The organism is Shimia sp. SK013 (assembly GCF_001292625.1).
Taxonomy (GTDB): domain Bacteria; phylum Pseudomonadota; class Alphaproteobacteria; order Rhodobacterales; family Rhodobacteraceae; genus Shimia.
In genome coordinates, this window is sequence record NZ_LAJH01000005.1 from 27,922 (window position 1) to 50,791 (window position 22,870).

At 58.3% G+C, this 22,870-nt stretch carries 23 protein-coding genes; 14 read left to right on the top strand and 9 right to left on the bottom strand.

Annotated features, from left to right (window positions below; all coding sequences use genetic code 11):
* Nucleotides 1–52: 52 nt before the first annotated feature.
* The 4 genes from SHIM_RS00430 to SHIM_RS00445 form a co-directional block, all read right to left on the bottom strand.
* Complete coding sequence (locus SHIM_RS00430; RefSeq protein ID WP_054000653.1) at nt 53–1,714, bottom strand: calcium-binding protein; 1,662 nt, start codon at nt 1,712–1,714, stop codon at nt 53–55.
* Nucleotides 1,715–1,826: 112 nt separating this feature from the next.
* Nucleotides 1,827–2,141, bottom strand: a complete 315-nt coding sequence (locus tag SHIM_RS00435; protein ID WP_054000654.1) for a DUF1244 domain-containing protein — start codon at nt 2,139–2,141, stop codon at nt 1,827–1,829.
* Between the two features lie 63 nt (nt 2,142–2,204).
* Complete coding sequence (locus SHIM_RS00440; protein WP_054000655.1) at nt 2,205–2,444, bottom strand: DUF6868 family protein; 240 nt, start codon at nt 2,442–2,444, stop codon at nt 2,205–2,207.
* An 84-nt stretch (nt 2,445–2,528) separates the two neighbouring features.
* The gene (locus tag SHIM_RS00445) at nt 2,529–3,272 is read right to left on the bottom strand and encodes an N-formylglutamate amidohydrolase (protein WP_054000656.1); all 744 of its coding nucleotides are present in this window, start codon (nt 3,270–3,272) and stop codon (nt 2,529–2,531) included.
* Nucleotides 3,273–3,433: 161 nt separating this feature from the next.
* On the opposite strand from SHIM_RS00445, the gene pyk reads away from it, so the two are divergent.
* From pyk to SHIM_RS00475, 6 genes are all read left to right on the top strand, one after another.
* Nucleotides 3,434–4,879 (top strand): pyruvate kinase, encoded by a 1,446-nt coding sequence (gene pyk, locus SHIM_RS00450; protein WP_054000657.1) that lies wholly within the window; start codon nt 3,434–3,436, stop codon nt 4,877–4,879.
* A gap of 37 nt (nt 4,880–4,916) precedes the next feature.
* On the top strand, nt 4,917–5,144 hold the full coding sequence (locus tag SHIM_RS00455) for a hypothetical protein (RefSeq protein WP_054000658.1): 228 nt from the start codon (nt 4,917–4,919) through the stop codon (nt 5,142–5,144).
* 140 nt (nt 5,145–5,284) lie between these two features.
* Nucleotides 5,285–5,485, top strand: coding sequence for a 50S ribosomal protein L35 (gene rpmI, locus SHIM_RS00460; protein WP_054000659.1), 201 nt, complete (start codon nt 5,285–5,287; stop codon nt 5,483–5,485).
* A gap of 14 nt (nt 5,486–5,499) precedes the next feature.
* Nucleotides 5,500–5,865 carry a 50S ribosomal protein L20 gene (rplT, locus tag SHIM_RS00465; protein WP_054000660.1) on the top strand — a complete coding sequence of 122 codons (366 nt, stop codon included), beginning with the start codon at nt 5,500–5,502 and terminating at the stop codon, nt 5,863–5,865.
* 318 nt (nt 5,866–6,183) lie between these two features.
* On the top strand, nt 6,184–7,245 hold the full coding sequence (locus SHIM_RS00470) for a Hint domain-containing protein (RefSeq protein WP_054000661.1): 1,062 nt from the start codon (nt 6,184–6,186) through the stop codon (nt 7,243–7,245).
* A gap of 185 nt (nt 7,246–7,430) precedes the next feature.
* Entirely contained in the window at nt 7,431–8,855 is a 1,425-nt protein-coding gene (locus SHIM_RS00475) for an alanine/glycine:cation symporter family protein (protein ID WP_054000662.1), read from the top strand.
* A 21-nt stretch (nt 8,856–8,876) separates the two neighbouring features.
* Here the strand turns inward: SHIM_RS00475 and SHIM_RS00480 are convergent, their stop codons facing one another.
* Complete coding sequence (locus SHIM_RS00480; protein ID WP_054000663.1) at nt 8,877–9,833, bottom strand: adenylate/guanylate cyclase domain-containing protein; 957 nt, start codon at nt 9,831–9,833, stop codon at nt 8,877–8,879.
* 156 nt (nt 9,834–9,989) lie between these two features.
* Between SHIM_RS00480 and pheS the strand changes: the two genes are divergently transcribed.
* Entirely contained in the window at nt 9,990–11,060 is a 1,071-nt protein-coding gene (pheS, locus tag SHIM_RS00485; protein WP_054000664.1) for a phenylalanine--tRNA ligase subunit alpha, read from the top strand.
* Nucleotides 11,061–11,173: 113 nt separating this feature from the next.
* Complete coding sequence (locus SHIM_RS00490) at nt 11,174–11,953, top strand: type 1 glutamine amidotransferase (protein WP_054000665.1); 780 nt, start codon at nt 11,174–11,176, stop codon at nt 11,951–11,953.
* Nucleotides 11,954–12,076: 123 nt separating this feature from the next.
* On the opposite strand, the gene SHIM_RS00495 is transcribed toward SHIM_RS00490, so the two are convergent.
* Nucleotides 12,077–13,207, bottom strand: a complete 1,131-nt coding sequence (locus SHIM_RS00495; RefSeq protein WP_054000666.1) for a DUF2652 domain-containing protein — start codon at nt 13,205–13,207, stop codon at nt 12,077–12,079.
* Nucleotides 13,208–13,377: 170 nt separating this feature from the next.
* Here SHIM_RS00495 and pheT point away from each other — a divergent pair, with 170 nt between their 5' ends.
* Together pheT and SHIM_RS00505 are read left to right on the top strand one after the other, a co-directional pair.
* Entirely contained in the window at nt 13,378–15,777 is a 2,400-nt protein-coding gene (pheT, locus tag SHIM_RS00500; protein ID WP_054000667.1) for a phenylalanine--tRNA ligase subunit beta, read from the top strand.
* A gap of 3 nt (nt 15,778–15,780) precedes the next feature.
* Nucleotides 15,781–16,206, top strand: a complete 426-nt coding sequence (locus SHIM_RS00505) for a GNAT family N-acetyltransferase (protein ID WP_054000668.1) — start codon at nt 15,781–15,783, stop codon at nt 16,204–16,206.
* On the opposite strand, the gene SHIM_RS00510 is transcribed toward SHIM_RS00505, so the two are convergent.
* Entirely contained in the window at nt 16,203–17,081 is an 879-nt protein-coding gene (locus SHIM_RS00510) for a LysR family transcriptional regulator (RefSeq protein ID WP_054000669.1), read from the bottom strand. The genes SHIM_RS00505 and SHIM_RS00510 overlap by 4 nt on opposite strands.
* A gap of 85 nt (nt 17,082–17,166) precedes the next feature.
* Between SHIM_RS00510 and SHIM_RS00515 the strand changes: the two genes are divergently transcribed.
* Both SHIM_RS00515 and SHIM_RS00520 read left to right on the top strand, forming a co-directional pair.
* Nucleotides 17,167–17,799 carry a class I SAM-dependent methyltransferase gene (locus SHIM_RS00515; protein ID WP_054000670.1) on the top strand — a complete coding sequence of 211 codons (633 nt, stop codon included), beginning with the start codon at nt 17,167–17,169 and terminating at the stop codon, nt 17,797–17,799.
* Nucleotides 17,800–17,878: 79 nt separating this feature from the next.
* The gene (locus SHIM_RS00520) at nt 17,879–18,325 is read left to right on the top strand and encodes a YtoQ family protein (protein ID WP_054000671.1); all 447 of its coding nucleotides are present in this window, start codon (nt 17,879–17,881) and stop codon (nt 18,323–18,325) included.
* An 87-nt stretch (nt 18,326–18,412) separates the two neighbouring features.
* Here the strand turns inward: SHIM_RS00520 and SHIM_RS00525 are convergent, their stop codons facing one another.
* Nucleotides 18,413–19,111 (bottom strand): glutathione S-transferase family protein, encoded by a 699-nt coding sequence (locus tag SHIM_RS00525; RefSeq protein ID WP_054000672.1) that lies wholly within the window; start codon nt 19,109–19,111, stop codon nt 18,413–18,415.
* A gap of 146 nt (nt 19,112–19,257) precedes the next feature.
* On the opposite strand from SHIM_RS00525, the gene mscL reads away from it, so the two are divergent.
* Nucleotides 19,258–19,692 carry a large conductance mechanosensitive channel protein MscL gene (mscL, locus tag SHIM_RS00530; RefSeq protein WP_054000673.1) on the top strand — a complete coding sequence of 145 codons (435 nt, stop codon included), beginning with the start codon at nt 19,258–19,260 and terminating at the stop codon, nt 19,690–19,692.
* A gap of 112 nt (nt 19,693–19,804) precedes the next feature.
* Nucleotides 19,805–20,599, top strand: coding sequence for a mechanosensitive ion channel family protein (locus SHIM_RS00535; protein ID WP_446740591.1), 795 nt, complete (start codon nt 19,805–19,807; stop codon nt 20,597–20,599).
* Nucleotides 20,600–20,882: 283 nt separating this feature from the next.
* Here SHIM_RS00535 and SHIM_RS00540 read toward each other — a convergent pair whose 3' ends face one another.
* Complete coding sequence (locus tag SHIM_RS00540) at nt 20,883–22,694, bottom strand: sulfite exporter TauE/SafE family protein (protein WP_054000675.1); 1,812 nt, start codon at nt 22,692–22,694, stop codon at nt 20,883–20,885.
* Nucleotides 22,695–22,870 lie beyond the last annotated feature (176 nt).

Genomic DNA, 22,870 nt, shown 5'->3' on the forward strand with positions numbered 1-22,870 from the left:
TTGGTTTGGTTTTGCCAAACGCAGTCGCGTGCCGCGCAGAGGCGTGCGTCTGTCAGTAACTGAACGCGATCGACAGGGCAGCAACGCCTTCGGCGGTCATGTTTTCAAGAACTATCGCGGTTTCAGCAGGAACCGCTACGGGGCCTGAGCCGCTGTCCTCGGTGCCCCAGATGTCGATGGTGGCAATGCCGGTCGCGGCATCAAAGCTGACAGACCAATCCATGTTGTCCACCGCCGCGTCGCTGGAAATCGCGATGGTGATGGCTTCGTTTACCGGGTCCAGATCCGCGATGGTCACGGCGTCATATCCCGCGCCGAAATCAAAGCCGAGGCCGAATTCGTCCTGACCTTCGCCACCGACAAGCGTGTCGCCGTTGTCGCCGACCACAACATCGTTGCCATAGCCGCCGCTGACCCAGTCGGCCTCGGCATCAAAGGTCTCGTAGTCGGCGCCGGACACGGTGTCATCGCCCAGCCCGCCAAGGAGCGTGTCTGCGCCCTCGGCATCTTGCAGCCAGTCGTCACCCTGACCGCCGCGCACCAGATCGTCGCCACCTTCGTCAGTTGTGGTTGAACCGTCGTAGCCGTAAAAGTCGTTGCCGGCGCCGCCGACAACAGTGTCGTCGCCTTCGCCGCCGGAAATGGTGTCATTGCCATCCCCGCCAACCAAGCGGTCCTCATCCGCGCCGCCGTCGACGCTGTCGTTGCCGTCCCCGCCTGTGAGGAGGTCGTCACCAGCGCCGCCCGAGAGCGTGTCGTCGCCGGCGCCGCCGCGAACAGTTTCATCAGCGTCTGTGCCTGTGTGCGTATCAGCGCCATCCGTCAGAACCACTTCGGCGGTTTCCGGTGCTGTGCCGGATTCCACTTCGGAAAGATCGTCGGCAAATAGAAGGTTGAGGGCGGCCACGCTGGCGGTGTCCATGTTCTCCAATATCAGAACGGTTTCGGGGGGCAGGGCGACAGGGCCGCTGCCGGTGTCTTCGTTGCCCCAAATGTCGATGGTGGCGATGCCGGTGGCCTCATCAAGGTTGACGGACCATTCCAGCGAGCCGGGAACGATGTCGCCGGATACAGCCAGTGTCAGGGCTTCGGTGGCGGATTCAAAATCGGTGATGGTCACCGCATCAAAACCCTGACCGAACTCAAATCCGATGCCGAACGTGTCCACGCCAGCGCCGCCGTTGATGGTGTCGCCATTGTCGCCAAGAATTACGTCGTCGCCGTAGCCGCCACCCAGCAGATCGGCCTCGTCATCCAGAACGCCGGATTGTGCGCCGATCAGTGTGTCTTCGTTCAGGCCGCCCAAAAGGGTGTCCGCGCCGGTGATGTCATATAGCCAGTCGTTGCCGCTGCCGCCGCGTACGGTGTCGTTGCCGCCTTCGTCCGCGCCGTCGCCACCGTAGATGTCGTTGCCGCCACCCAAAGCGATGCGGTCATCATCGGCGCCGCCAGATATGACGTCGTTGCCGCCGCCGGACAGAATCCAGTCATTGCCGCCACCGCCGTTGAGCGTGTCATTGCCGTCGCCGCCCGAGAGCGTGTCGTCCGCGGTGGTTCCGTCAATCAGTACGGAGACATCGGCCACCGGAAGCTCTTCCGGATCGGGATCAGGGGTGCCTGTGTCGGCTGGGGATGAAAATTCATCGTCAGGTTCCAGCGTCGCAATGAGGACGCTTCCGCTGACCACTGTCGCAAGTGCCAATAAACCAATCATTTTCTGCCCCTAAACGGTTTTGCTTGGGGAAAGAGCTACCGAGTAAATTTACCGAAAATTGGCGCCAAATTAGAAACAATTGTGGCAAATGTGGCCGCAATGTGTTGGGGGATCAGTCTTTTCCGCCGACGTTTTCCTTGAAAGAGACCTCGAATTCGGCCTGCTTTTCAGGGTTGGCGTCGGTCTGGTAGGTGGCTTTCCAGTCGTCCATTGTCATGCCGTAGAAAATATCGCGGGCTTGGTTTTTGTCCATCTCGATGCCGCGTTCGTTTGCGGCCTCTTGATACCAGCGTGACAGACAGTTGCGGCAAAATCCGGCGAGGTTCATCATGTCGATGTTTTGCACATCGGTGCGCTTGTCCATCAGATGGTCGCGCAGAGTGCGAAAAGCGGCGGCTTCGAGTTCGATCTGGGTTTGCTTGTCCATAGTGTCCTCCTGCGACTGGCTTGGCTTAGGCCTAGCAATCCGGCGGCACGGGGGCAAGCGGCGTCACATGAACTTGAGCGCGAGCCACGGCACGAGGGCGAAAACAAAGATCAGAAGTTTGTAAAGGGCGAGCCAGTTGTAAAAAGTCTGGCGGGTGGCGTCTTGGCTGAGGCCAAACATACGGGCATGCAGCGCGGTGGCCCAATCGCCAAGCGCATAAATCACCACCGCGGCAAAGCTGAGGACAACGAGGTGGATCACCGCCATCCATCCGAAGAAAGTGGCCAGAGTTGCGAGGGTCATGAGTGATCTCCTTTCCGAACGGTCACCCAATATATGGGTATTTGACCCTGTGTTGGCAAGAAAGGCGGCGTTGATTTTGAAGGATTATAAGCCGCTTTCCGCCAGCGCCTCTGTCAGGATGGGCGCCAGTCGTTCGGCCCAACCGTTTTGCCCCTCAGGCGAGTCGATTTCGTCGTTGCGCAGCTCGACAAGAGTGTTCAGGCGGCCTTGGCGCAGGGCGTGTTGGTCGATGCTGTCGCCCGGCAGATGGCCGTCATAAGGCACGTTTTCGCCCACGGTCAGATCGGTCTCGCGGCGCAGGCGGGCCAACAGGGCGTGGCTGAAGTCCTGGAAGGTGCGCGAATAGAGGATGCCGATTTCCCACGGGCGCGGGGCGCGGCCGCTGAGTTTGGGGGAAAAGCTGTGCATGGCGACTACGATGACGTTGTCCCGCGCGGCTGCAAGGCCTTCGAGTGCTTCATGATAGGGGCGATAAAGCCTGTCGACGCGGCGGGCGATTTCGGCGTCGTCCACATGGCGATTGGCGGGAATGATGGTGCCGTCATAGAGGCGCATGACCAAAGTCGGATCGTCCATGCCGCGATTGGGGTCGATCACCAGACGGGAAAAGTTGGAACAGATAACCGGTGCGTTCAGCAGCTCTCCGAGGCGTTGCGAGGTGCCTTTGATGCCCACGTCAAAGGCGATGTGGCGGGACATGTTGTCCGCGCCAATGCCCAGATCGCCACCATTGATATCGGCGGGTACGGAATTTGAGGCATGATCACATGTGATCAGCCAGCGGGCGGGACGGTCAGCGCCGTAGATGGAGAAAGATGTGTTTGTCATTTGCCTGTCACCGGTTTGGTACACATCTATTCCAGTTCAATTCGAAAGGAAATCCGGGCGCTGAATGTTGCTTTTGTTAGCGTTAACAAGTATCGGGGTCAGCAAGAGCGATGTAGCAGGCTCACCTAAGGGTAAGACGCCAGTTCGGGGATGATGACACTATGAGACGACTGAGAAACGTAAAGATCGTGGCGACGCTGGGTCCAGCGTCGGAAACCTATGACATGATCCGCGGGTTGCATGAGGCTGGCGCCGACGTGTTCCGCTTGAACATGAGCCACGGCAGCCATGAAGAAATCCGCGAAAAACACCGCATTATACGTCAGGTCGAAAAAGACCTGCAAAGCCCGATTGCCATTCTGGCGGACCTTCAGGGGCCGAAGCTGCGGGTTGGCGTGTTTGCCAACGGTGAGGAAGAGCTGGTTGAAGGCGCGAAGTTCCGGCTTGATCTGGACGAGGCCGAGGGCGACATCAATCGCGTGTGCTTGCCCCACCCCGAGATTTTTGCCGCGCTGGAGGCAGGATCGAACCTGTTGGTCAACGATGGTAAGATCCGCCTGAAAGTTGACGCTTGCGGGGCCGATTTTGCGGATTGCAGCGTGACAATTGGCGGGACGATTTCCAACCGCAAAGGCGTGAACGTACCCGACGTGGTGTTGCCGCTTGCGGCATTGTCCGCGAAAGACCGCGACGATTTGGAATTTGTTTGTGGTCTGGGTGTGGACTGGCTGGCGCTGTCGTTTGTGCAGCGTCCTGAAGATGTAGAAGAGGCCCGCGGTTTGGCGCAGGGGCGCGCGGCGCTGCTGTCCAAAATCGAAAAGCCGGCGGCTGTTGAAAGCTTTGATGCAATCCTGAAAGCCAGCGACGGCATCATGGTGGCGCGCGGCGATCTGGGTGTGGAACTGCCGGTCAGTGCCGTGCCGCCTATCCAGAAACGTCTGGTGCGTAAATGTCGTCAGGCGGCCAAGCCGGTGATTGTTGCGACGCAGATGCTGGAAAGTATGATCGAAAGCCCGATGCCGACCCGAGCCGAGGTGAGCGACGTGGCCACCGCAATCTACGAAGGTGCGGACGCCATTATGTTGTCTGCGGAATCGGCAGCCGGTCAGTATCCGGTCGAAGCCGTGACCACGATGAACAACGTGGCGGTTGAGGTCGAAAGCGACCCGACCTATCGCGAAATCATCGAGGCCAGCCGCAGCGCGCCGCGCTCGACCGTGGCGGATGCCATCGTGTCCGCCGCGCGGGAAATTGCGGAAACCACCGAAGTGGCCGCGATCTGTTGCTTTAGCCAGTCAGGCACCACAGCGTTGTTGATTGCACGAGAGCGTCCGCGGGTGCCTATTATCGCGATGACGTCCTTGCGGGGCACGTCGCGGCGGTTGGCGCTGAGCTGGGGCACGAACTGTGTGATCGTCTCTGATGTGTCGCGGTTCAAAATGGCGGTTGTGGCCTCGGCGCGTGCCGCGCGGGATCTGGGGTATGCCACAAACGACGATCAGATTGTGGTTACAGCGGGCCTGCCGTTCAACGTGCCGGGCACAACAAACATTCTGCGTGTGGCCCCGTGTGAAGAGCGTTTGATTTTCAACATGGAAGAAGAGTAGCGTGTGCCCGGACCATCCGGGGTAACCACACGATACTATGACCACTGACTATCTGATCGCGATCGGCGCCTTGATCGGGCTGTTTTCCATACCGGCAATGTTGTCGGGCTATGCCGATGAACGGCGCCCCACCAAGGCGATGGCGGCGTTCATTCTGGCGGCGTCCATTCTGGCGACAGGGTGGATTCTGGATCCGTCCAGATACTCGATTGCCGAGCTGCCCAATGTGATTGTGCGCGTGATTGCCTATATGATGCATTCCTGAAGAACGGGCACTGGCAAAAGCCGCATTAATCGCTTGCAGAGTCAGTAAAGGCGGACTATACGGCGCCTCTATTCGCGCGACCGGCCTGAAAGGCATGCCGAGTCGCGTTTGTCACCGACCGAATACTAAAGGAGACGGAAATGCCTAAGATGAAGACAAAGTCGAGCGCCAAAAAGCGCTTTAAGGTCACTGCGACCGGCAAAGTTTTGGCAGGCCAGGCGGGTAAACGCCACGGCATGATCAAACGCACTCGCAAATTTATTCGTAACGCTCGTGGCACGACTACTCTGTCCGCCCCCGACGCAAAAATCGTCAAGGGCTTTATGCCCTACGATCGCTAAGAGGAGATTGAGATATGTCCCGCGTTAAAGGTGGAACCGTAACCCACGCCCGTCACAAGAAGATCATCAAAGCCGCAAAAGGTTATTATGGTCGTCGCAAAAATACGTTCAAGGTAGCGTCGCAGGCCGTCGATAAGGCGAACCAGTACGCAACACGCGACCGTAAGAATCGTAAGCGTAATTTCCGCGCGCTGTGGATCCAGCGTATCAACGCTGCGGTACGTGCGCATGACGAAGCCCTGACATACAGCCGCTTCATCAATGGTCTGAACCTGGCCGGCATCGAAGTGGACCGTAAGGTTCTGGCCGACCTCGCCGTACACGAGCCCGATGCGTTCACCGCGATCGTTGAGCAGGCGCAAGCAGCTCTGGCCGCGTAAGCGACACAGCAGTTCAAGATTTGAAAGGCCGCTCCGGTAATCGGGGCGGCCTTTTTCGTGTGATGGTGTTGTTTACCCGCGCCGCAAGTTGACAGGGACGGCGGTGAAGTTCACCAACTGAGCCAAACCCTGATTTCAACCCAAAGAAAAGTGACCCGATGCACCGCACATGTGTCGGGTTGTTTTTTGGGCCAAATAAACCTGATATCCACCCTTTCGCCACAATCCTTTCCTCAAAATTCACCATTCTCGGGCAAAAAGGAGCGCTGTGACCGGTTTCGATTGTCGAGGTGATTTGGTTCTGAGTGAGGGTTTTACATGGCGCGTATCAGCGAGCTGCACTATTCGAATGCCTATGCTGCATCGTCTGGTGTTAACGAGTTTCTGGAGGTTGCACTAAACGGCAGCGACGATCCCGATGATTTTGTCGTCAGTTTCTACCAAAGCGACGGATCGGTCGGGATCGAAATACCGCTGACGCATCCGGATGTTCAGGTCTCCGTTGATCCGGACAATGGCGAAACCATCTATGTGATTTCTGCAGATGACTTCCCGATTTTGTTGACTGACCCAAATGGTGGCGGCAGCAGCAACTATGAGGCCTACGCACTGAGCAACACCGATACAGGCTCGGTCGTGGACTTTTACGACATCGGCGGCGGTACTCAGAACATTCTGGCGCTGGATGGGGCGGCGGCGGGGGCAATCTCGGAAAACCTGCCGGTTCTGGTTGGACCCAACTCCACGACCACAACGTTGCAATTCAATCAACCTGATCCGGACACGCTGGCGTTTGAAACCGTGAATCCCGGTGACACAGGGCTGGCCTGTTTCGTGGCGGGAGCGCGTATAAGGACATCGCTTGGCTGTCGTGCGGTTGAGACCCTGTCAGTTGGGGATTTGGTGCAAACGCGGGACCACGGGCCGATGCCGGTACGATGGATTGGTCGCCGCACCGTTTCGGGTCGCGGCGCCTTTGCGCCGGTGCGCCTGGCGCGGGGTGTGCTTGGGGCGAAGCGCGCGCATTACGTGTCGCAGAACCACCGCATCCTGGTGGAAGGCTGGCGGGCTGAACTGTTTTTCGGCGAGCGCGAGGTGCTTGTACCTGCCAAGGCGTTGGTGGATGGCGATCGGGTTTTGCTGCGTCAAATGCCGGAAGTGACCTATTTCCACATCATGTTTGACAGCCATCAAATCGTCGAAGCCGACGGTGTGCCGAGCGAAAGCTTCTTCGCGGGTGCGCAGGCGATACGGGATGTGGATCTGGCCGCGCGCGTCGAATTGCTGTCGCTGTTTCCGGAATTGGCCGAGTCGGAGTCCGCCTATGGACAAATGGCGCGACCGGTGGCCTCGGTGCGTGTTGGCGGGCTTTTGCAGTAACCGCGGATAGAATTTTGAGAAACTTCGGCCAGTTTATGCCGATTCCAAAGGAGAAGTGACCTGTGGTCGCCTGTTCCACCCCGGTGGGCTTGTGTCTCGGCCCAAAGCCGCTAGAGGAAGCGGCAAGCGACGCTTTCTTGAATATTTATTGCGTTTTCTGACAGTGCATTCGACCGGGGCGAGATATGACGACAGTAATTGATTTTCTGAACGGGCTGCTTTGGGGCTACGTGCTGGTTTACGCGCTGACAGGCATTGGTATCTACTTCACGCTTCGGTTCGGGTTCATCCAGTTCCGCAATTTTGGCGAAATGATCCGCCTTACCGTCAGCACTAACGAAGCCGACAAGGCCGGGATTTCACCGTTTCAGGCTTTGGCGATCAGTTTGGCCTCGCGTATCGGCACCGGAAACCTTGCCGGCGTCGCCGTTGCCATAGGCGTCGGTGGGCCGGGTGCGATTTTCTGGATGTGGATTGTGGCCCTCTTGGGCATGGCGACCGCAATGGCAGAGGCCGCGCTGGCGCAACTTTACAAAACAACCGGTCCCAACGGGAGCTACCGGGGCGGGCCAGCGTTCTACATCGCGAGGGGCTTGAAAATGCCGTGGCTCGGCGCCGTGTTTTCCGTGTGCCTGATCTTTGCTTTCGGTCTGGTTATCAACGCAGTGCAGTCCAATTCGATCGCTCAGGCGATGGAAGCCTCTGTGGGTGTCCCCCCGAAGGTTTCCGGGTTGGTAATTGCGGCCGTGACCGGCTTGGTTATTTTTGGCGGTATCAGGGCGATTTCGCGCGTGGCCGAGGTGCTGGTTCCGTTCATGGCGGGCATCTACATGATCGTGGCCGTTTGGGTTTTGCTCACCAACTTTGGAATGCTGCCTGACGTCTTTAAGTCGATTTTCCTCAGCGCCTTTGGCCTTCAGGAAGTTGCAGGTGGCGCAGCTGGCGGCATGATGGTGGCCTTGCTCAACGGCGTGAAACGCGGCCTGTTCTCAAACGAAGCGGGCATGGGCTCTGCGCCCAACATTGCGGCCGCCGCGACACCGGTGCCACACCACCCTGTCAGTCAGGGCTTTGTACAGGCTTTCGGCGTTTTCGTGGACACGATCCTTGTTTGTACGGCGACGGCGGTGATGATCATTGTTTCCGGCGCAAATGAGATGGTCGATGCCAACGGCAACATGCTGGAAGGCATCGTAATGACGCAAAAGGCGGCCGAATATTTCCTTGGTCCCTTCGGCAACCACTTTATCGCGATTGCGGTTCTGCTCTTTGCCTTCACCACGATCATTGCCTGCTACGGGTACGCGGAAAGCGGCATGGTTTACCTGAAAGTGGGGTCTTCTCGCGGGTTGGCAGTGTTGCGCCTCGCGGTGATGGCGATTGTGTTTTGGGGATCGGTGCAGACCGTCACGGTGGTCTTCAATGCGGCGGATGCGGCGATAGCCGTGATGGCGGTTATGAACCTCTTTGCGCTGGCAATGCTCAGCCCGGTGGTGATCCGGTTGGTCAGTGACTACCGCGCGCAGCGCGCGGCAGGCAAAACCCCAACGTTCCACATTTCCGACCATCCGGATATGGCGGATGGGGTTGACGCCAAAATCTGGAAATAGGCTTTAACGTCGGACGCGATTTCAGTCAGCGTCCGACGACAAAATGCGGCGGCCAAGCGCCAGAGCAATCAGCGCAGCGGCGGGCCAGATGGCCCAGAATTGGCCTGACCAGCTGAAGAGGTTGATCAGGATCAAACCGGCGACCAGCACCAGAACACGCAGGTTGATACCGCCGATGTTGTCCCGACCCAACCAAACCGGCGCCCATCGGATGCCAGCGGCCACGGCCAGCGGCAGCAGGGCCCAATGCACCCAGATTTCGCCTCCCGAGAAGATATTGATCAGCACCAGTGCGCCGGCAATCAGACCTCCGAGGCGGGCTGCCTTGGCAAACTTTGCGGTGTCGGCGTCCGCGGGTGTTTCCACGGAAGGTGCCAGTTCCGGCTGCGTCTTGGATTTGGTTTCGGGCCGCCGTTGGCGCGGCGACACCTGCACCGGATCTTGCCAGATTGGCGTATCGTCATCGATGGCCGCGCCGGTCGCAACCCGGTAGACGGCAACATCTTCGGACAGGTTGCGCGGGCGCTTTTCTCCGAGGTATTCAAAGCGGGTCGAGAGTTTCGCGTGCACCTGATCATAGACCTGCTGCGAGATAAGAATACCGCCAGGTTGCGCCATAGTTTGCAGCCGCGCAGCAAGGTTCACGCCTTCGCCGATCAGGTCCTGACCGTCAACGATCACATCCCCAAGATGAATGCCGATGCGAAACCGCAGCCCGTCTTGTTGTGTCGCCAATTCGCGTTGAGTTTCGATCGCGCATTGCACAGCTTCGACCACCGAGGGGAACTCTGCAATCAACCCGTCGCCCGCCGTGTTGGCGATGCGCCCGCCGTGGTGCTCAATCAGTTTGTGAAACACGTCACGCGCAGCGTGCAGAGCGCTGTACGTGCCGAGCTCGTCGCGGGTCATGGCGGCGCTGAAGCCTTCGGCATCCGCGGCCAGAATTGTGGTTAGCTTGCGCGTGATCTTCTGTGACATGCACCCTCTCCCTGAGGCGGTAGCCTCAAACATGGGGCTTTGAGCGCGCGATGCAACCAGAAGTTTGCGCAACAGGCGGTACTGTTGCGCCATGGCTGCCCTTGCTTTCGTGGCCCTATGTGATAGCAGGTCGCAAGCAGAATTTGAGGGGCCGTCATGGACGATCTGAAGGTAAAATATCTGGGCCAGATTGGCGAAGCCGGCGACGAAGCCACGCTTGAAGCAATCCGATTGGCAGCCGTGGGCAAAAAGGGCGAAGTCAGCCTGAAAATGCGCGAGCTGGGCAAGATGACTCCTGAGGAACGTCAGGTGGCTGGTCCGGCGCTGAACGCGCTGAAAAACGAGATCACTTCGGCTTTGGCGGCCAAGAAAGCAGCGCTGGCCGATGCAGCGCTGGATGTGCGTTTGGCCACCGAATGGCTTGACGTGACTTTGCCAGCGCGCACCCGTCGTGTTGGGTCGATTCACCCGATCAGTCAGGTCACCGAAGAGGTCACCGCGATCTTTGCCGATATGGGATTTGCCGTCGCCGAGGGCCCGCAGATCGAAACTGACTGGTACAATTTCGATGCGCTGAACATCCCCGGTCACCACCCTGCGCGGGCCGAGATGGACACGTTTTACACGCACCGTAGTGAGGGCGACGCGCGCCCGCCGCACGTGTTGCGCACGCATACTTCGCCTGTCCAAATCCGCACGATGGAAAAGACCGGCGCGCCGATCCGCATCATCTGTCCAGGCCGTGTGTATCGCGCCGATTATGACCAGACCCACACGCCGATGTTCCATCAGATTGAAGGCCTGGCTTTGGGCAAAGATATCTCGATGGCGAACCTCAAGTGGGTTTTGGAAGAATTCTTTACCGCGTTTTTTGGCACCGAGGTCAAAACCCGCTTCCGCGCGTCCCACTTCCCGTTCACCGAACCTTCGGCCGAAGTCGACATTCAGTGCAGCTGGGAAGGCGGCACAGTGAAAGTAGGCGAAGGCGACGATTGGCTCGAAGTTTTGGGTTCCGGCATGGTGCACCCCAAGGTGCTTGAGGCCGGCGGCATTGACCCGCAGGAATACCAAGGCTTTGCATTCGGCATCGGCATCGACCGTCTGTCGATGTTGAAATACGGCATTCCCGATCTGCGCGCCTTCTTTGACAGCGATCTGCGTTGGCTGCGTCACTACGGGTTTGCAAGCCTCGATCAGCCGACGCTGCACGGTGGCTTGAACCGCTAAGAGACTGGGCGCCTTGGGCGCCCTTTTTCGTGGCGCCTTTTTGTGGCCCATGTCGCGAACAGGCGACACCGCCTTGGGCGTGGTGTTAGGCTTTTGTGAAAAGGAGCGCCGCCGTGACCTCGATTCTCATCATAGAAAGCAACACACCGGACTTGCTGGCCAAGGGTAAATCAGGCGCTGCGCCGTTCTTGCGGGCGTTTCAAGGCCTCGCGCCAGAGCTGCGCATCATTGTGGAATGCCCCTATGCCGCGCCGCTGGCAAAAGATGCACTGGACGGCATCGACGGGGTTGTTTTCTCCGGTTCCGGCGTGGCTTGGGCGACGGATGCAGAAGAAGCCGCGCCCTTACGGGCATCTATGGCGCAGGTTTTTGATGCTGGCCGCCCCGTGTGGGGCTCTTGTAACGGATTGCAATTGGCGGCTGTGGTATTGGGCGGCGCGGTGGGGGCATCGCCAAATGGAATGGAGATCGGCCTTGCCAAAGAGATCGCCCCGACAGAGGCGGGCAGGCTGCACCCGATGATGGTGGGGCGGCACGATGGCTATTGCGTGCCATGCGTGCACCGCGACGAAGTTCAAGACCTGCCTGATGGTGCCGTTTTGCTGGCAGGCAATGCCCATTCACCGGTTCAGGCGATGGCCTATGAGGCGGGTGGCGTGGATTTTTGGGGCGTGCAGTACCATCCCGAGATGACGGCGCTTGATGTGGCAGGCGCCACTGGCGGGCGCGGCGTGTTTGGCGACGGTGAAGACCTGACACCGTATTTGAAAGTCGCAGACACTGATCCTGGGGCGGCGGTCCGGCTGGGAGGGCAGGCCGACTCGCTTGTGCCCGCGGTGCGAACGCGCGAACTGGCTAACTGGCTGGCGCATGTGCGGTCGCGCCAAGGCTGACACAGCTTTTCTGTGCTTGATACACCTTGGGGGAGGCCCAGCTTGTCTGGGGCGGGGGCAAAGCCCCGCAGGCTCAAGCCACAGGCTTGAGCCGCCCCCAACCAGCGCAGCTGGGCGGGAGGGTTACGCTGGTACAGGCGCGGTTTCAGTTGCTATTTTTTTGCCGAGCGCCGTCATCTTGGAGATGCGGTTTTCTTTGTCCGGAACGATAATCGACTTCAGCTTCTTCTGCACCATGCCGTTCATGATCTTGCCCATGAGTTTGCCTGACTTCGGTTTCGCAAACCGCAGCTTGACCATCGTGCCGTCCCCCATTTCGACAAGTTCCATGGTTTCCAGCATCGACAGTCCCATTGGCAGATTGTAGCGCCCCGTGACGTAGTCTCCGGGGTTCCAGTCAACGATCTCATAGGGGAAAATTTCGTCACCGTGGTGGCAATGATAGGTTGTTCCAGGCTCGATCTTGCCTTTGTTGGTGTTGAGCAGGTCGACCTGGTCCGCTCCAATCCACTCGGCGCGCAGATCAGGCCGGGTGGCAATGGTGAACGCCAGCTCAGGCGAGACCGGCAGCGGGATCATCCATTCTTCCAGCAACAGATCCTCGCTGGATTCGACAAAGGTGCGTTCGGTTGTGCGGCGCCGTTCCCAGGCTTTGCGCATGTCGCGCACCACATATTCGACCTGGCCGATGTGCTCGATGTCCTCGCTGTGAAAATCAGAATCGTCAAACAAATCCGCCATGTCCATGGACCTGAGCGCATCACAGGAAATCAGCGCATAGGCGTTCAGCCCCGTGCGCTCCTTGACCGAGTTTTTCAACAGCCGGAAAGCGGTGATCACGTCCTGACCGGCCAGTTCTTCGCGTCCGCCGGTTTCCTGAATGACGCATTCGCCGTGGTGCACAACGACCTTAAGCTCCAGATCGCGCACATTGGCGCAGGCGTCACAGGGACAGCTGGTGTTTAGGATTATTTTTTCCTTGGACCGCGCAAAGACGCAGTAGAGCTGTTCTGCAAAGTCCAAAATGAACTGTTTGGTCATCACGTCGCTTTCAAAGGCATAGGCGAAGACCGCGTCACCTTGCAGGCCCGAGACCTCCAACGGCGCGCGGATCGCCGGCACCAGATCGCCAAACAGCGATTCCAGAATGCCTTTGGCGTGTTCAATTGGCGTTTCAGCCATGAACTTTGTGTATCCGGATATGTCTGCAATCACGAAATAGGCGGTTTTTACGCCGTTGTCCTTAGCGGCCATGGCCAAACTCCCTGTCATCCCTGAGGGTCACTATGCGTCAAGTCTGGTCATTATCAAAACACCAAGTGAGTCTCGCAGTTTGCGGGCCTCAAAGGCAATGCGCCCTTTCCCCTTTTGCCCATATCCGCTATTGCCCTTTCTGACCCTTATTTGACTGGCGGAACGGCGCGATGAAATTCACTCTTTCCTGGCTGAAAGACCACTTGGACACCCCTGCAAGCGTTGACGAGATCGTCGAAGCGCTGACCGACCTTGGCCTTGAGGTCGAAGAGGTTGCCAATCCGGCAGACCGTTTGACCGAATTTACACTGGGCAAAGTGGTGAAAGCCGAGAAACACCCCGATGCGGACAAGCTGCGTGTGTGTCAGGTTGCGACCGATGAAGGTGAGAAACAGATCATCTGCGGCGCGCCCAATGCACGCGAAGGTATCACCGTCGTGGTCTGCAAGCCGGGCATGTATATTCCGGGCCTCGATTTGACCATCAAGGTGGGCAACATCCGCGGCGTCGAAAGCCACGGTATGATGGCCTCTGAAAAAGAGTTGGAACTGAGCGACGAGCACGATGGCATTATCGAGCTGGCCTCGGGCGAAGTGGGCGACAAGTTTGTGGATTGGCTGGCGGAGAATGATCCCGCAAAGGTCGACACGATGATCGAGATTGCGATCACCCCGAACCGTCCTGACGCGCTTGGCGTACGTGGCATCGCCCTGGATCTGGCGGCGCGCGGGCTGGGCACGATGAAGCCTGCAAAAACCGCCACTGTTGCGGGCGGCTATGAGAGCCCGATCGGCGTGACCATTGACGCGGACGCCGCCACGGACGGCTGCGAAGTCTTTGCCGGCCGTCTGATCAAAGGCGTGAAAAACGGCCCGTCGCCACAATGGTTGCAGGACCGCCTGACCGCGATCGGTCTGCGTCCGATTTCTGCGCTCGTGGATATCACCAACTTCTTCACCTATGACCGCAACCGCCCGTTGCACGTTTTTGATGCGGACAAGGTCAAAGGCGATTTGCGCGTGCATCGCGCCAAAGGTGGCGAGACGCTCGTGGGGTTGGACGAAAAAGAACACACCTTTGCCGAGGGTATGGTTGTCATCAGCGATGATGAAGGCGTTGAATCCATCGGCGGGATCATGGGTGGTCTGGCGACCGGGTGCACCGAAACCACAACCAACGTGTTCCTTGAAGCCGCTGTCTGGGACCTCATTCAAATCGCCTATACGGGCCGTGGCCTGAAGGTGAATTCTGACGCGCGATATCGCAACGAACGCGGCATTGATCCGGCCTACAACATGCAGGCGATGGAGGATGCAACGCAGATGATCATTGATCTATGCGGTGGTGAGCCGTCCAATTTGGTGATTGCAGGCAACGTGCCGGACGTGAGCCGCGCCTATAAGCTTGATACAGACCGTGTGCAGTCGTTGGTGGGCATGAAAATTTCCGCCGAGACGCAACGCGCAACGCTGAGCGCGTTGGGTTTTGTGATCGAAGGCGACATGGCCCATGTGCCAAGCTGGCGCCCTGATGTGCGCGGCGAGGCTGATCTGGTGGAAGAGGTTGCCCGCATTGCGTCGCTGACGAAGCTCGAAGGCAAGCCGATGTCTCGGATGACGGCGGGCGTGCCCAAGCAAATTTTGTCGCCAATGCAAAAACGCGAACAAGTCGCGCGGCGCACGACAGCCAGCATCGGCTACAACGAATGTGTGACTTATAGCTTCATCGACAAAGCGGCGGCAGAGCTGTTTGGCGGTGGCGATGATGCGACCATGCTGCAGAACCCGATTTCCAGCGAAATGAGCCACATGCGTCCTGACCTGTTGCCCGGTCTTTTGCAGGCAGCGGCGCGCAATCAGGCGCGTGGCTATGCTGACATGGCGCTGTTTGAGTGCGGCGCGGCCTTTCAGGGCGGTGAACCGGGTGAACAACGTTTGCAAGTGAGCGGCCTGCTGGTTGGCAGAACTGTTGGCAAGGATGTGCATGGCGAGAGCCGTGGTGTGGATATCTATGATGCCAAAGCCGATGCCGAGGCGGTTCTGTCTGCCATTGGCGCACCGGCAAAGGTGATGATCCAACGCGGCGGAGACGCTTGGTGGCATCCGGGCCGTCATGGCCGCATTTGCCTTGGCCCGAAAAAGACACTGGGCGTGTTTGGCGAAGTGCACCCCAAGGTTTTGGATGCGCTGGGCGTGAAAGGCCCGGCAGTGGCGTTTACACTTTATCCCGAAGAAATCCCTCTGCCGCGCAAGAAATCGGCCTCCAAAGGCGCCGTGACCATGGCGGACTTGCAGGCCGTTGAACGTGACTTTGCCTTTGTGGTTGAGGCTGACGTCGAAGCCCTCACGCTGGTCAATGCAGCGGCGAGTGCTGACAAGGCCCTGATCGAAGATGTGCGCGTGTTTGACGAATTCATCGGAGGCAGCTTGGGTGACGGTAAAAAATCCCTTGCTCTCACCGTGCGTTTGCAGCCCACAGCGACAACGCTGAAAGAAGCGGACATCGAAGCGGTTGCAGCAAAAATCGTCGAGAAGGTCAGTAAGGCCACCGGCGGCGCGCTTAGGGGTTGATCAATGATACCGCGCCTGGCCCACGCCTATGAAGCAGAAGCCATCGCGCGGTTGATTGACGCCGCTTATCAAGCTTATCGCGACCAAGGCGTGGTCCTGCCGGATGTGTCCGGCGGGATTGACCGTGCCATCGCGGCGGGTCAAATCTGGGTCACCGGACGAGCCGAGGTGCAGGGCGTCTTAATGGTGGCTTTAGCACCGCCCAAGGCGCATCTGATGAATGTCGCGGTGTCACCTGATGCCCGTGGCAAAGGGCTGGGCGGCAAGCTGATCGGTCATGCGGTGGCCTTGGCGCAAGACGCCGGATGTGACGAGATCGCGCTGGCGACGCATGTCGATTTGACCGGAAATATCGCGCTTTATCATCATCTTGGCTGGCAAGAGACTGGTCGTGATGGCAATCGTGTTATGATGAGCCGTGGGCTTTAACTTTTGGCGAGGGCCTCGGCCAGCACATCAAACACCAGCCGGATCTTACGGCTGGTGTGCAACTCGCGGTGCGTGGTCAACCAGATCGGATAGGTGATCGGCGCGAGGTCTGGCAGAATGCGTTCGATGCCCGTTGATTTGGCCGCTACCTCCTCGGCCATCGGCGCAATGCCAAAGCCCTGACGGCAGAGTTCCCACGCCACAAGGCCGCTGGCAGAGCCGGCGCGAAAATTGTCATGGGTGATGGGAAAGCCCAGAGGGTGCAAATACTCAAGCATGCGGTCGTTGTCGGAAAACCCGATGAAATCATGGGTTTTCAGATCCGCGAGGGACTTAGGACGACCGCGCCGGTCAAGATAGTCGGGCGCGGCATAGAAATACCCGTTTGCGTCGCGGATCAGGCGGGCGATCAGGTCGGGTTGTTCGGGGCGCACATGGCGGATGGCGATATCGGCCTCGCGGCGCAGGATGTCGCGGATGTCATCTCCGGCCACGACGTCGATCACCAGCTTGGGGGCAAGCTGACGCAGGCGGGTGAGAATCGGGGGCAACAGATACGCAGAAAACACGTCGCTGGCGGTGATTGCCACGCGGCCCTCGATGGTCTGGCTTTGGCCTGACGCGGCGAGAGACACGCGGTCGGCGGCCGCGCCCATCGCGCGCACATGCCCCAGCAATTCCGCCCCGGCATCTGTAAGGCGCAGTGAGCGTCCAACCCGTTCAAACAGCAGCACGCCAAGATCGGCCTCCAAGGCAGACACCTGTCGCCCAAGGGTCGGTTGCGTCAGCCCGAGCCGCCGTGCTGCCGCGCTGAGCGAGCCGTCTTCGGCGGTCGCCAGAAAGGCGCGGATGTGGTTCCAGTCAAAATCTTTCATGCATATTTGTATAACGTACTTGCGAATTTCGGCAATTCACATGTGTTTGCGCATGACTATCTTAGGGGTAACGAAGGAGAGAGTTATGACGAGTGCAGCGAATTTTTGGGACAAACAGGCGCGTGGCTATGCCGAACGGCCGATCGATGATGTGCCAGCGTATGAATACACGCTGGGGCGCACGCGCAGCTATTTGAAAGACAGCGACCACGCCCTTGAGCTTGGCGCAGGCACGGGCAGCACGGCAATCACGCTGGCGGACGGGGTGAAACACATCACGGCGACCGACATATCCGGCGAGATGCTGGACATCGGGCGCGAACGCGCGATTGAGGCCGGCGTCAGCAACATCAGCTTTGCCAACGCGGCGGCGTCCACTGCGCCGGAGGGCCCGTTTGATGTGGTGCTGGCACACAACCTTTTGCATTTGGTGGATGATCTGGACGCGGATCTGGCCGACATCGCGTGGCGTGTGAAATCCGGCGGGCTGTTCATTTCCAAGACGCCTTGTATCGCGGAGCCTGGTTTGGGTGTGAAATTTGGCCTGATGAAGCTGGCGATTCCTTTGTTGCAGTGGATTGGCAAAGCGCCGTTTGTGCGTTTTCTGGGCGTAAGTGAGCTTGAAAATATGATCTCTAACGCGGGGTTTGAGATCGTGGAAACCGGCAATTATCCGGTGCGACCACCAAGCCGTTACATCGTGGCGCGCAAACTCTGAAACTGCTTCAGGTCGGTTCGCGATTGGCGCGGGCCCCACAAGGCGCTATCACCTCTTCAAATCCAAAAGGAGAGTTTTCATGACCCTGAGTGTTTATTTGAGTGGCGAGATTCACACCGACTGGCGCGAGCAAATCATTGTAGCCTGCGAAGGGCTGGATGTGGTGTTTGACAGTCCGGTGACAGATCACGCGGCAAGCGACGATTGCGGCGTGGCGATCATGGGCGCTGAGGACAACAAATTCTGGCACGACCACAAAGGCGCCAAGCTGAATGCGATCCGCACGCGGCGCGGGGTCGAGATGGCGGACGTGGTCGTGGTGCGCTTTGGCGAGAAATACAAACAGTGGAATGCGGCGTTTGACGCGGGCTATGCCAGCGCGCTTGGCAAAAGCATCATCGTGGTCAGCCAGCCGGAGCATCAGCACGCCCTGAAAGAAGTACACGCGGCTGCGTTGGCCGTCACGGATGAGCCAAAGGCCGTGGCCGAGATGCTGCGCTATGTTTTGACGGCGCAACTGCCCTAGGCTTTTTTTGTTCTAAAAATACCTTCGGGGGTGGCTTGTGCTTGCGCAAGTATGGGGGCAGACAGCCCCCTTTTCTCACGTCTCGGGTTAAGGGCGCGGTGGGATGTTGCGGCCTTTTTGAACCGCAGGGCGCGCCATAAAGCGGTCGACGTATGCCGCCACATTGGGGAAATCGTCAAAACCCACCAAGGGTTTCGCGCCGTAGAAATCCAGCGCCCCGATCCAAGGGGCGAGCGCGATGTCGGCAATAGAGAAGTCGCCTGCGATCCAGTCCTGACCTTCTAGCTGTTTCTCCATCACGCCGAGCAGGCGCTTGGCCTCGTTAACATAGCGCTCGCGCGGGCGGGGGTCTTCGATCTCGGATCCCGCGAACTTCACGAAAAAACCCATCTGGCCAAACATCGGGCCAACGCCGCCCATCTGGAACATCAGCCATTGGATGATCTGCGCCTTTTCAGCGGCTGAGTTGCCCAGCAGTTTGCCGGCTTTCTCTGCCAGATAAATCAGGATCGCGCCGCTTTCAAAAAGCGTCACCATCTCGCCGTCCGGTCCGTTTGGGTCGATGATCGCAGGGATCTTGTTGTTGGGATTCAGCGCGAGAAACTCGGGGCTTTTCACGTCGGCATCTGACAATGTCACCAGATGCGCCTCGTAAGGCAGGCCAAGCTCTTCAAGGGCAATGGACGCTTTCACGCCGTTGGGTGTGGGAAAGGAATAAAGCTGGATCGCATCGGGGGTGTCGGCGGGCCAGCGGGTGTTGATCGGGTGGTTGGTGACGTTGGTCATGTCTTCTCCTGTCGCGTGTATGGGGAAGATAAGGGCTTTTTCCCCTAAAACCACATGGCTATCCGTGCGAATCCGAACATGTTAATGTTCGCGCGCGCAGCCAAGCAAAAGCAATAAGCGCGCATACAGGGAAGGAAACGAAGACAATGATGCAAGAATTCAAGGATTTCATTGCCAAGGGCAATGTGATGGATATGGCCGTTGGGATCATCATCGGCGCAGCGTTCACCGCGATTGTGAAATCGATGGTGGGCGATTTGATCAACCCGTTTGTGGGTCTGTTCATGGGCGGTGTGGATTTCACCAACATGTATGTGGTTCTCGCCGGTGAGGTGGCCGAAGGCGCCAGCCTTGAGGCCGCACGTGAAGCAGGCGCCGCGGTGTTTGCCTGGGGTTCTTTTGTGATGGCGATCATCAACTTCCTGATCATCGCATTCGTGGTGTTCATGCTGGTGCGCTATGTGAACAAGGTCAAAGAAGCGGCTGCCAAAGCCGAAGAAGAGGCGCCGGCCGAGGAGGCACCCGCAGGACCGAGCGAGCTGGATGTGCTGCTTGAGATCCGGGACGCGGTGAGCAAATAAGGCGGTTTTCGTCAGACCATGGCGGTTGGGGCTTGCGCCCGGCCGCCATGTTTCGTTTTAGGGGCGGCAAATGTGATGGTTTGCCTACGGAGAATGACAGGTGGAGACAGTTATGGAACAAGTTGCGAGCTTTGGCCCGCTGGTGATGGCAGCAGCCAAGGCACTGGTGGTGCTGGTGATCGGCTGGATTGTAGCCGGTTGGGTGAGTTCTGTGGTGCGCAAGCGGGTGAATGCGTCGCCCGAGATCGACAATACGTTGGGCAACTTTGCTGCCAGCGTAGTGCGCTGGGTGATCCTGCTGATGGTGCTGGTTGCCATTCTGGGCATCTTTGGCATCGAAGCGACCTCGCTTGTGGCGATGATGGGCGCGGCAACGCTGGCCATTGGCCTGGCGCTGCAAGGCACACTGAGCGATCTGGCGGCTGGGTTTATGCTGATCCTGTTCCGGCCTTATAAGCTGGGTCAATATGTGGACATCGGCGGTACAGCGGGCACCGTGGTGGACTTGAACCTGTTTGTGACCGAGTTGAAAACGCCGGACAATGTGCAGATCATTGTGCCAAACGGTCAAGCTTGGGGCGCGGTCATCACCAACTTTTCCGCGCACGACACACGGCGTGTGGATGTGGTCTTTGGCATCGACTATGGCGATGACATCGAGACAGCACGCGAGATTATTCTGGCCTGTGCAAACAAAGACGATCGGGTTCTAAAAGACCCTGAGGCTTGGGCGCGCGTAACCAATCTGGGCGACAGTTCGGTCGACATTACAGCGCGGATCTGGTGTCAGGCAGACGATTTTTGGGAGCTGAAATTCGGCTTTACCCAAGCGGTCAAGGAAGCCTTTGACGCGGGTGGGATTTCGATACCTTACCCGCATACGGTGGAGATCAAACGCGAGGCGTAAACGTGCCGCTTGCAGCGGGGCAATTGGAACAGGCGGCAGCGGTAAAACGGTGCCGCCTATTTTGTTATTGACCCTGTTTTTGATCACAAATCAGGGAGCTGTATCGCGTCGGCATTACGTCGGTATTGCGGCGGTGCGAATTTGGCACGGGCGCGGGTTACCCGACCGAGCGGTGCGGTGCGTGTCGCGTAGGGGGTGCGACCTGCATCAACGCGTCGCGGCAGCTGTTTGCGAAAGTATGCGTTACCGGGCGAATTTCCCGCCCGGTAACTGCGGTGCTGCCTCAGGCGTTACACTGCGCAGACATTCCGGCCAACACGGCCGAGATCAGTGCGACAATCCAAGGTATCGCGGCCCAGACACAGATCTTGATCACCGGGATTAGTGGCGCATAAGAGAAAAGTGTCACGGTCAGTGTTGTCAGGACCAACGCTAGCATGCTGACAGCGAAACATTTCCCGGGTTTGCAGTTTTTGATCCAAGAGATGAAGGCGGCCAGAAAGGCGATGAGGAACCCGAGAATAACAAACCACCACCACCATTTTCCGCTGCAGCAGCCGATGCATTCTGTGGCGCTGCACATCCAACTGAAGGGTGGGAACTGCAAGGGCCATTTCCCAACGCCGAAGTAGAGTGCTGTGAAGAAACTGGTCAAACTCGCCATCCATGCGGAGAGCAGCCAGAAGCATTTGTCAAACTTGCGACGCGGGCAATCGAAAATCCAGCCGACCAGCAGACAGGTCAGGAACGCGAAGGCAACGATGGCAAGCGCGGTAATCCACAGCCAGTCAACTTGCAGGGATTTGCAAATCAAAAGGGCCAGATACAGCGTGACCATGCTTGCTGCGATGGCCATCGCAAGCGGCACCAGCCAGATTGGACAACAGGAGCTGCTGCAGTCGGGGGTGACAAAGTCCTGATCCAAAGTCTGCGTGCAGGGGCCCGGCCCGACCACTGTTACCGACACGCTTGTGCTGTCGCCTATGGTTTCATCGCGAGTGAGAGAATTGGCATTGCCGGGCACAGGTGCGCCGTTGATCTGCCAGCTGAAATTTGTCGGTGTGCCACCGGAGGATGTCACCGAGTAGGTGGCTTGACGCTGGTTTTCCTTGCACTCGGAGTACGTGACTTTCAACTCCGATGTGGGGCAAACACTGCAATTCTCGATCAGGACCGATACGCCGGCAGAGGGCACGCAATCGTTGCTTTCGCAAACCATCACGACGCTGACCTGGTAGGGTTCGACCGTGCCGTCAGGCAGCACAGGAGAATTGGCGGCATAGGTGTGCGAGGTGGTCAACGTCGGTGTCACGGCGCTGTTGCCATCGCCAAAACTCCAGTGAAAGACGCAATCCTCGGGGTGGTCGTCTCCGCTGAAGGCGGCGGAGCAATTTGCAACGTCTACGTTCAGGTCGAAAGTGGTGAGACACTCCGCGCACGGTGGAATGAAGGGCAGGACGACAATAATCGGCGGGCATCCAAAAAACTCGCCGTTTTCGTCCTTTGTCCAGATCACAAGTTCCGGCTGGTGTCCGAATGGCGGACTGGCCGGAAAGTCGGCGGAGACCGGTTCGTCCGGAAGGTTGTTCGGAGAAGGGTAGCAGAAATTCTGGATGTTCACATTGGTGGCGGCCGGACCCCAGATGTAATCCAGACAGACGGTTGAACCGGTGGGGTTCTTGACCTCTATCTTGAAAGACAGACGGGCGGTCGTCTCGTTGAGACATACGATGTCGTAATTCGGAATTTCACCGCTGTCGCCTTCGACATTCACAATCGGACAGCGGGTGCACTCCAACGCAGCAACGGTGACTTCGTCGCCGCAGGTTGGGTCGGCAAGGCAGTGCGCTGTGACGGTAACTGCGCTGCCACATCGGCAATTCGAGAGAAAACTGACGTACCAAAGTCCGCCGCTGATTTCGGATGTAGTGGTCGTATGGCTTTCGTTGGCACACTGCAACGTCACCTCGACACTTTGTCCGGTATCTTGGTTCTCTTCGCAGTCTGAGACGGTTCCAATCACGGAAATTCTTTGTGGAACGCCATTGTCATCAGGGGACAGCCCGGTGACCTTAAGGATTTGAATATTGCACATGGCAAATCTCCCTATTGGTGGCTTGAAAAGTGATTTTGGTATGCCCCAAAGTCTGGCGCAAAATCGGTTTTATGACAACTGACGCGGGTGGTGTGGATAAATCATACATGCATTCAGAGTGTTAGAGGGGCTTCGATCTAGAGGGGTTGGCTTGGTGAGGGGGGCTGAATGGCGGC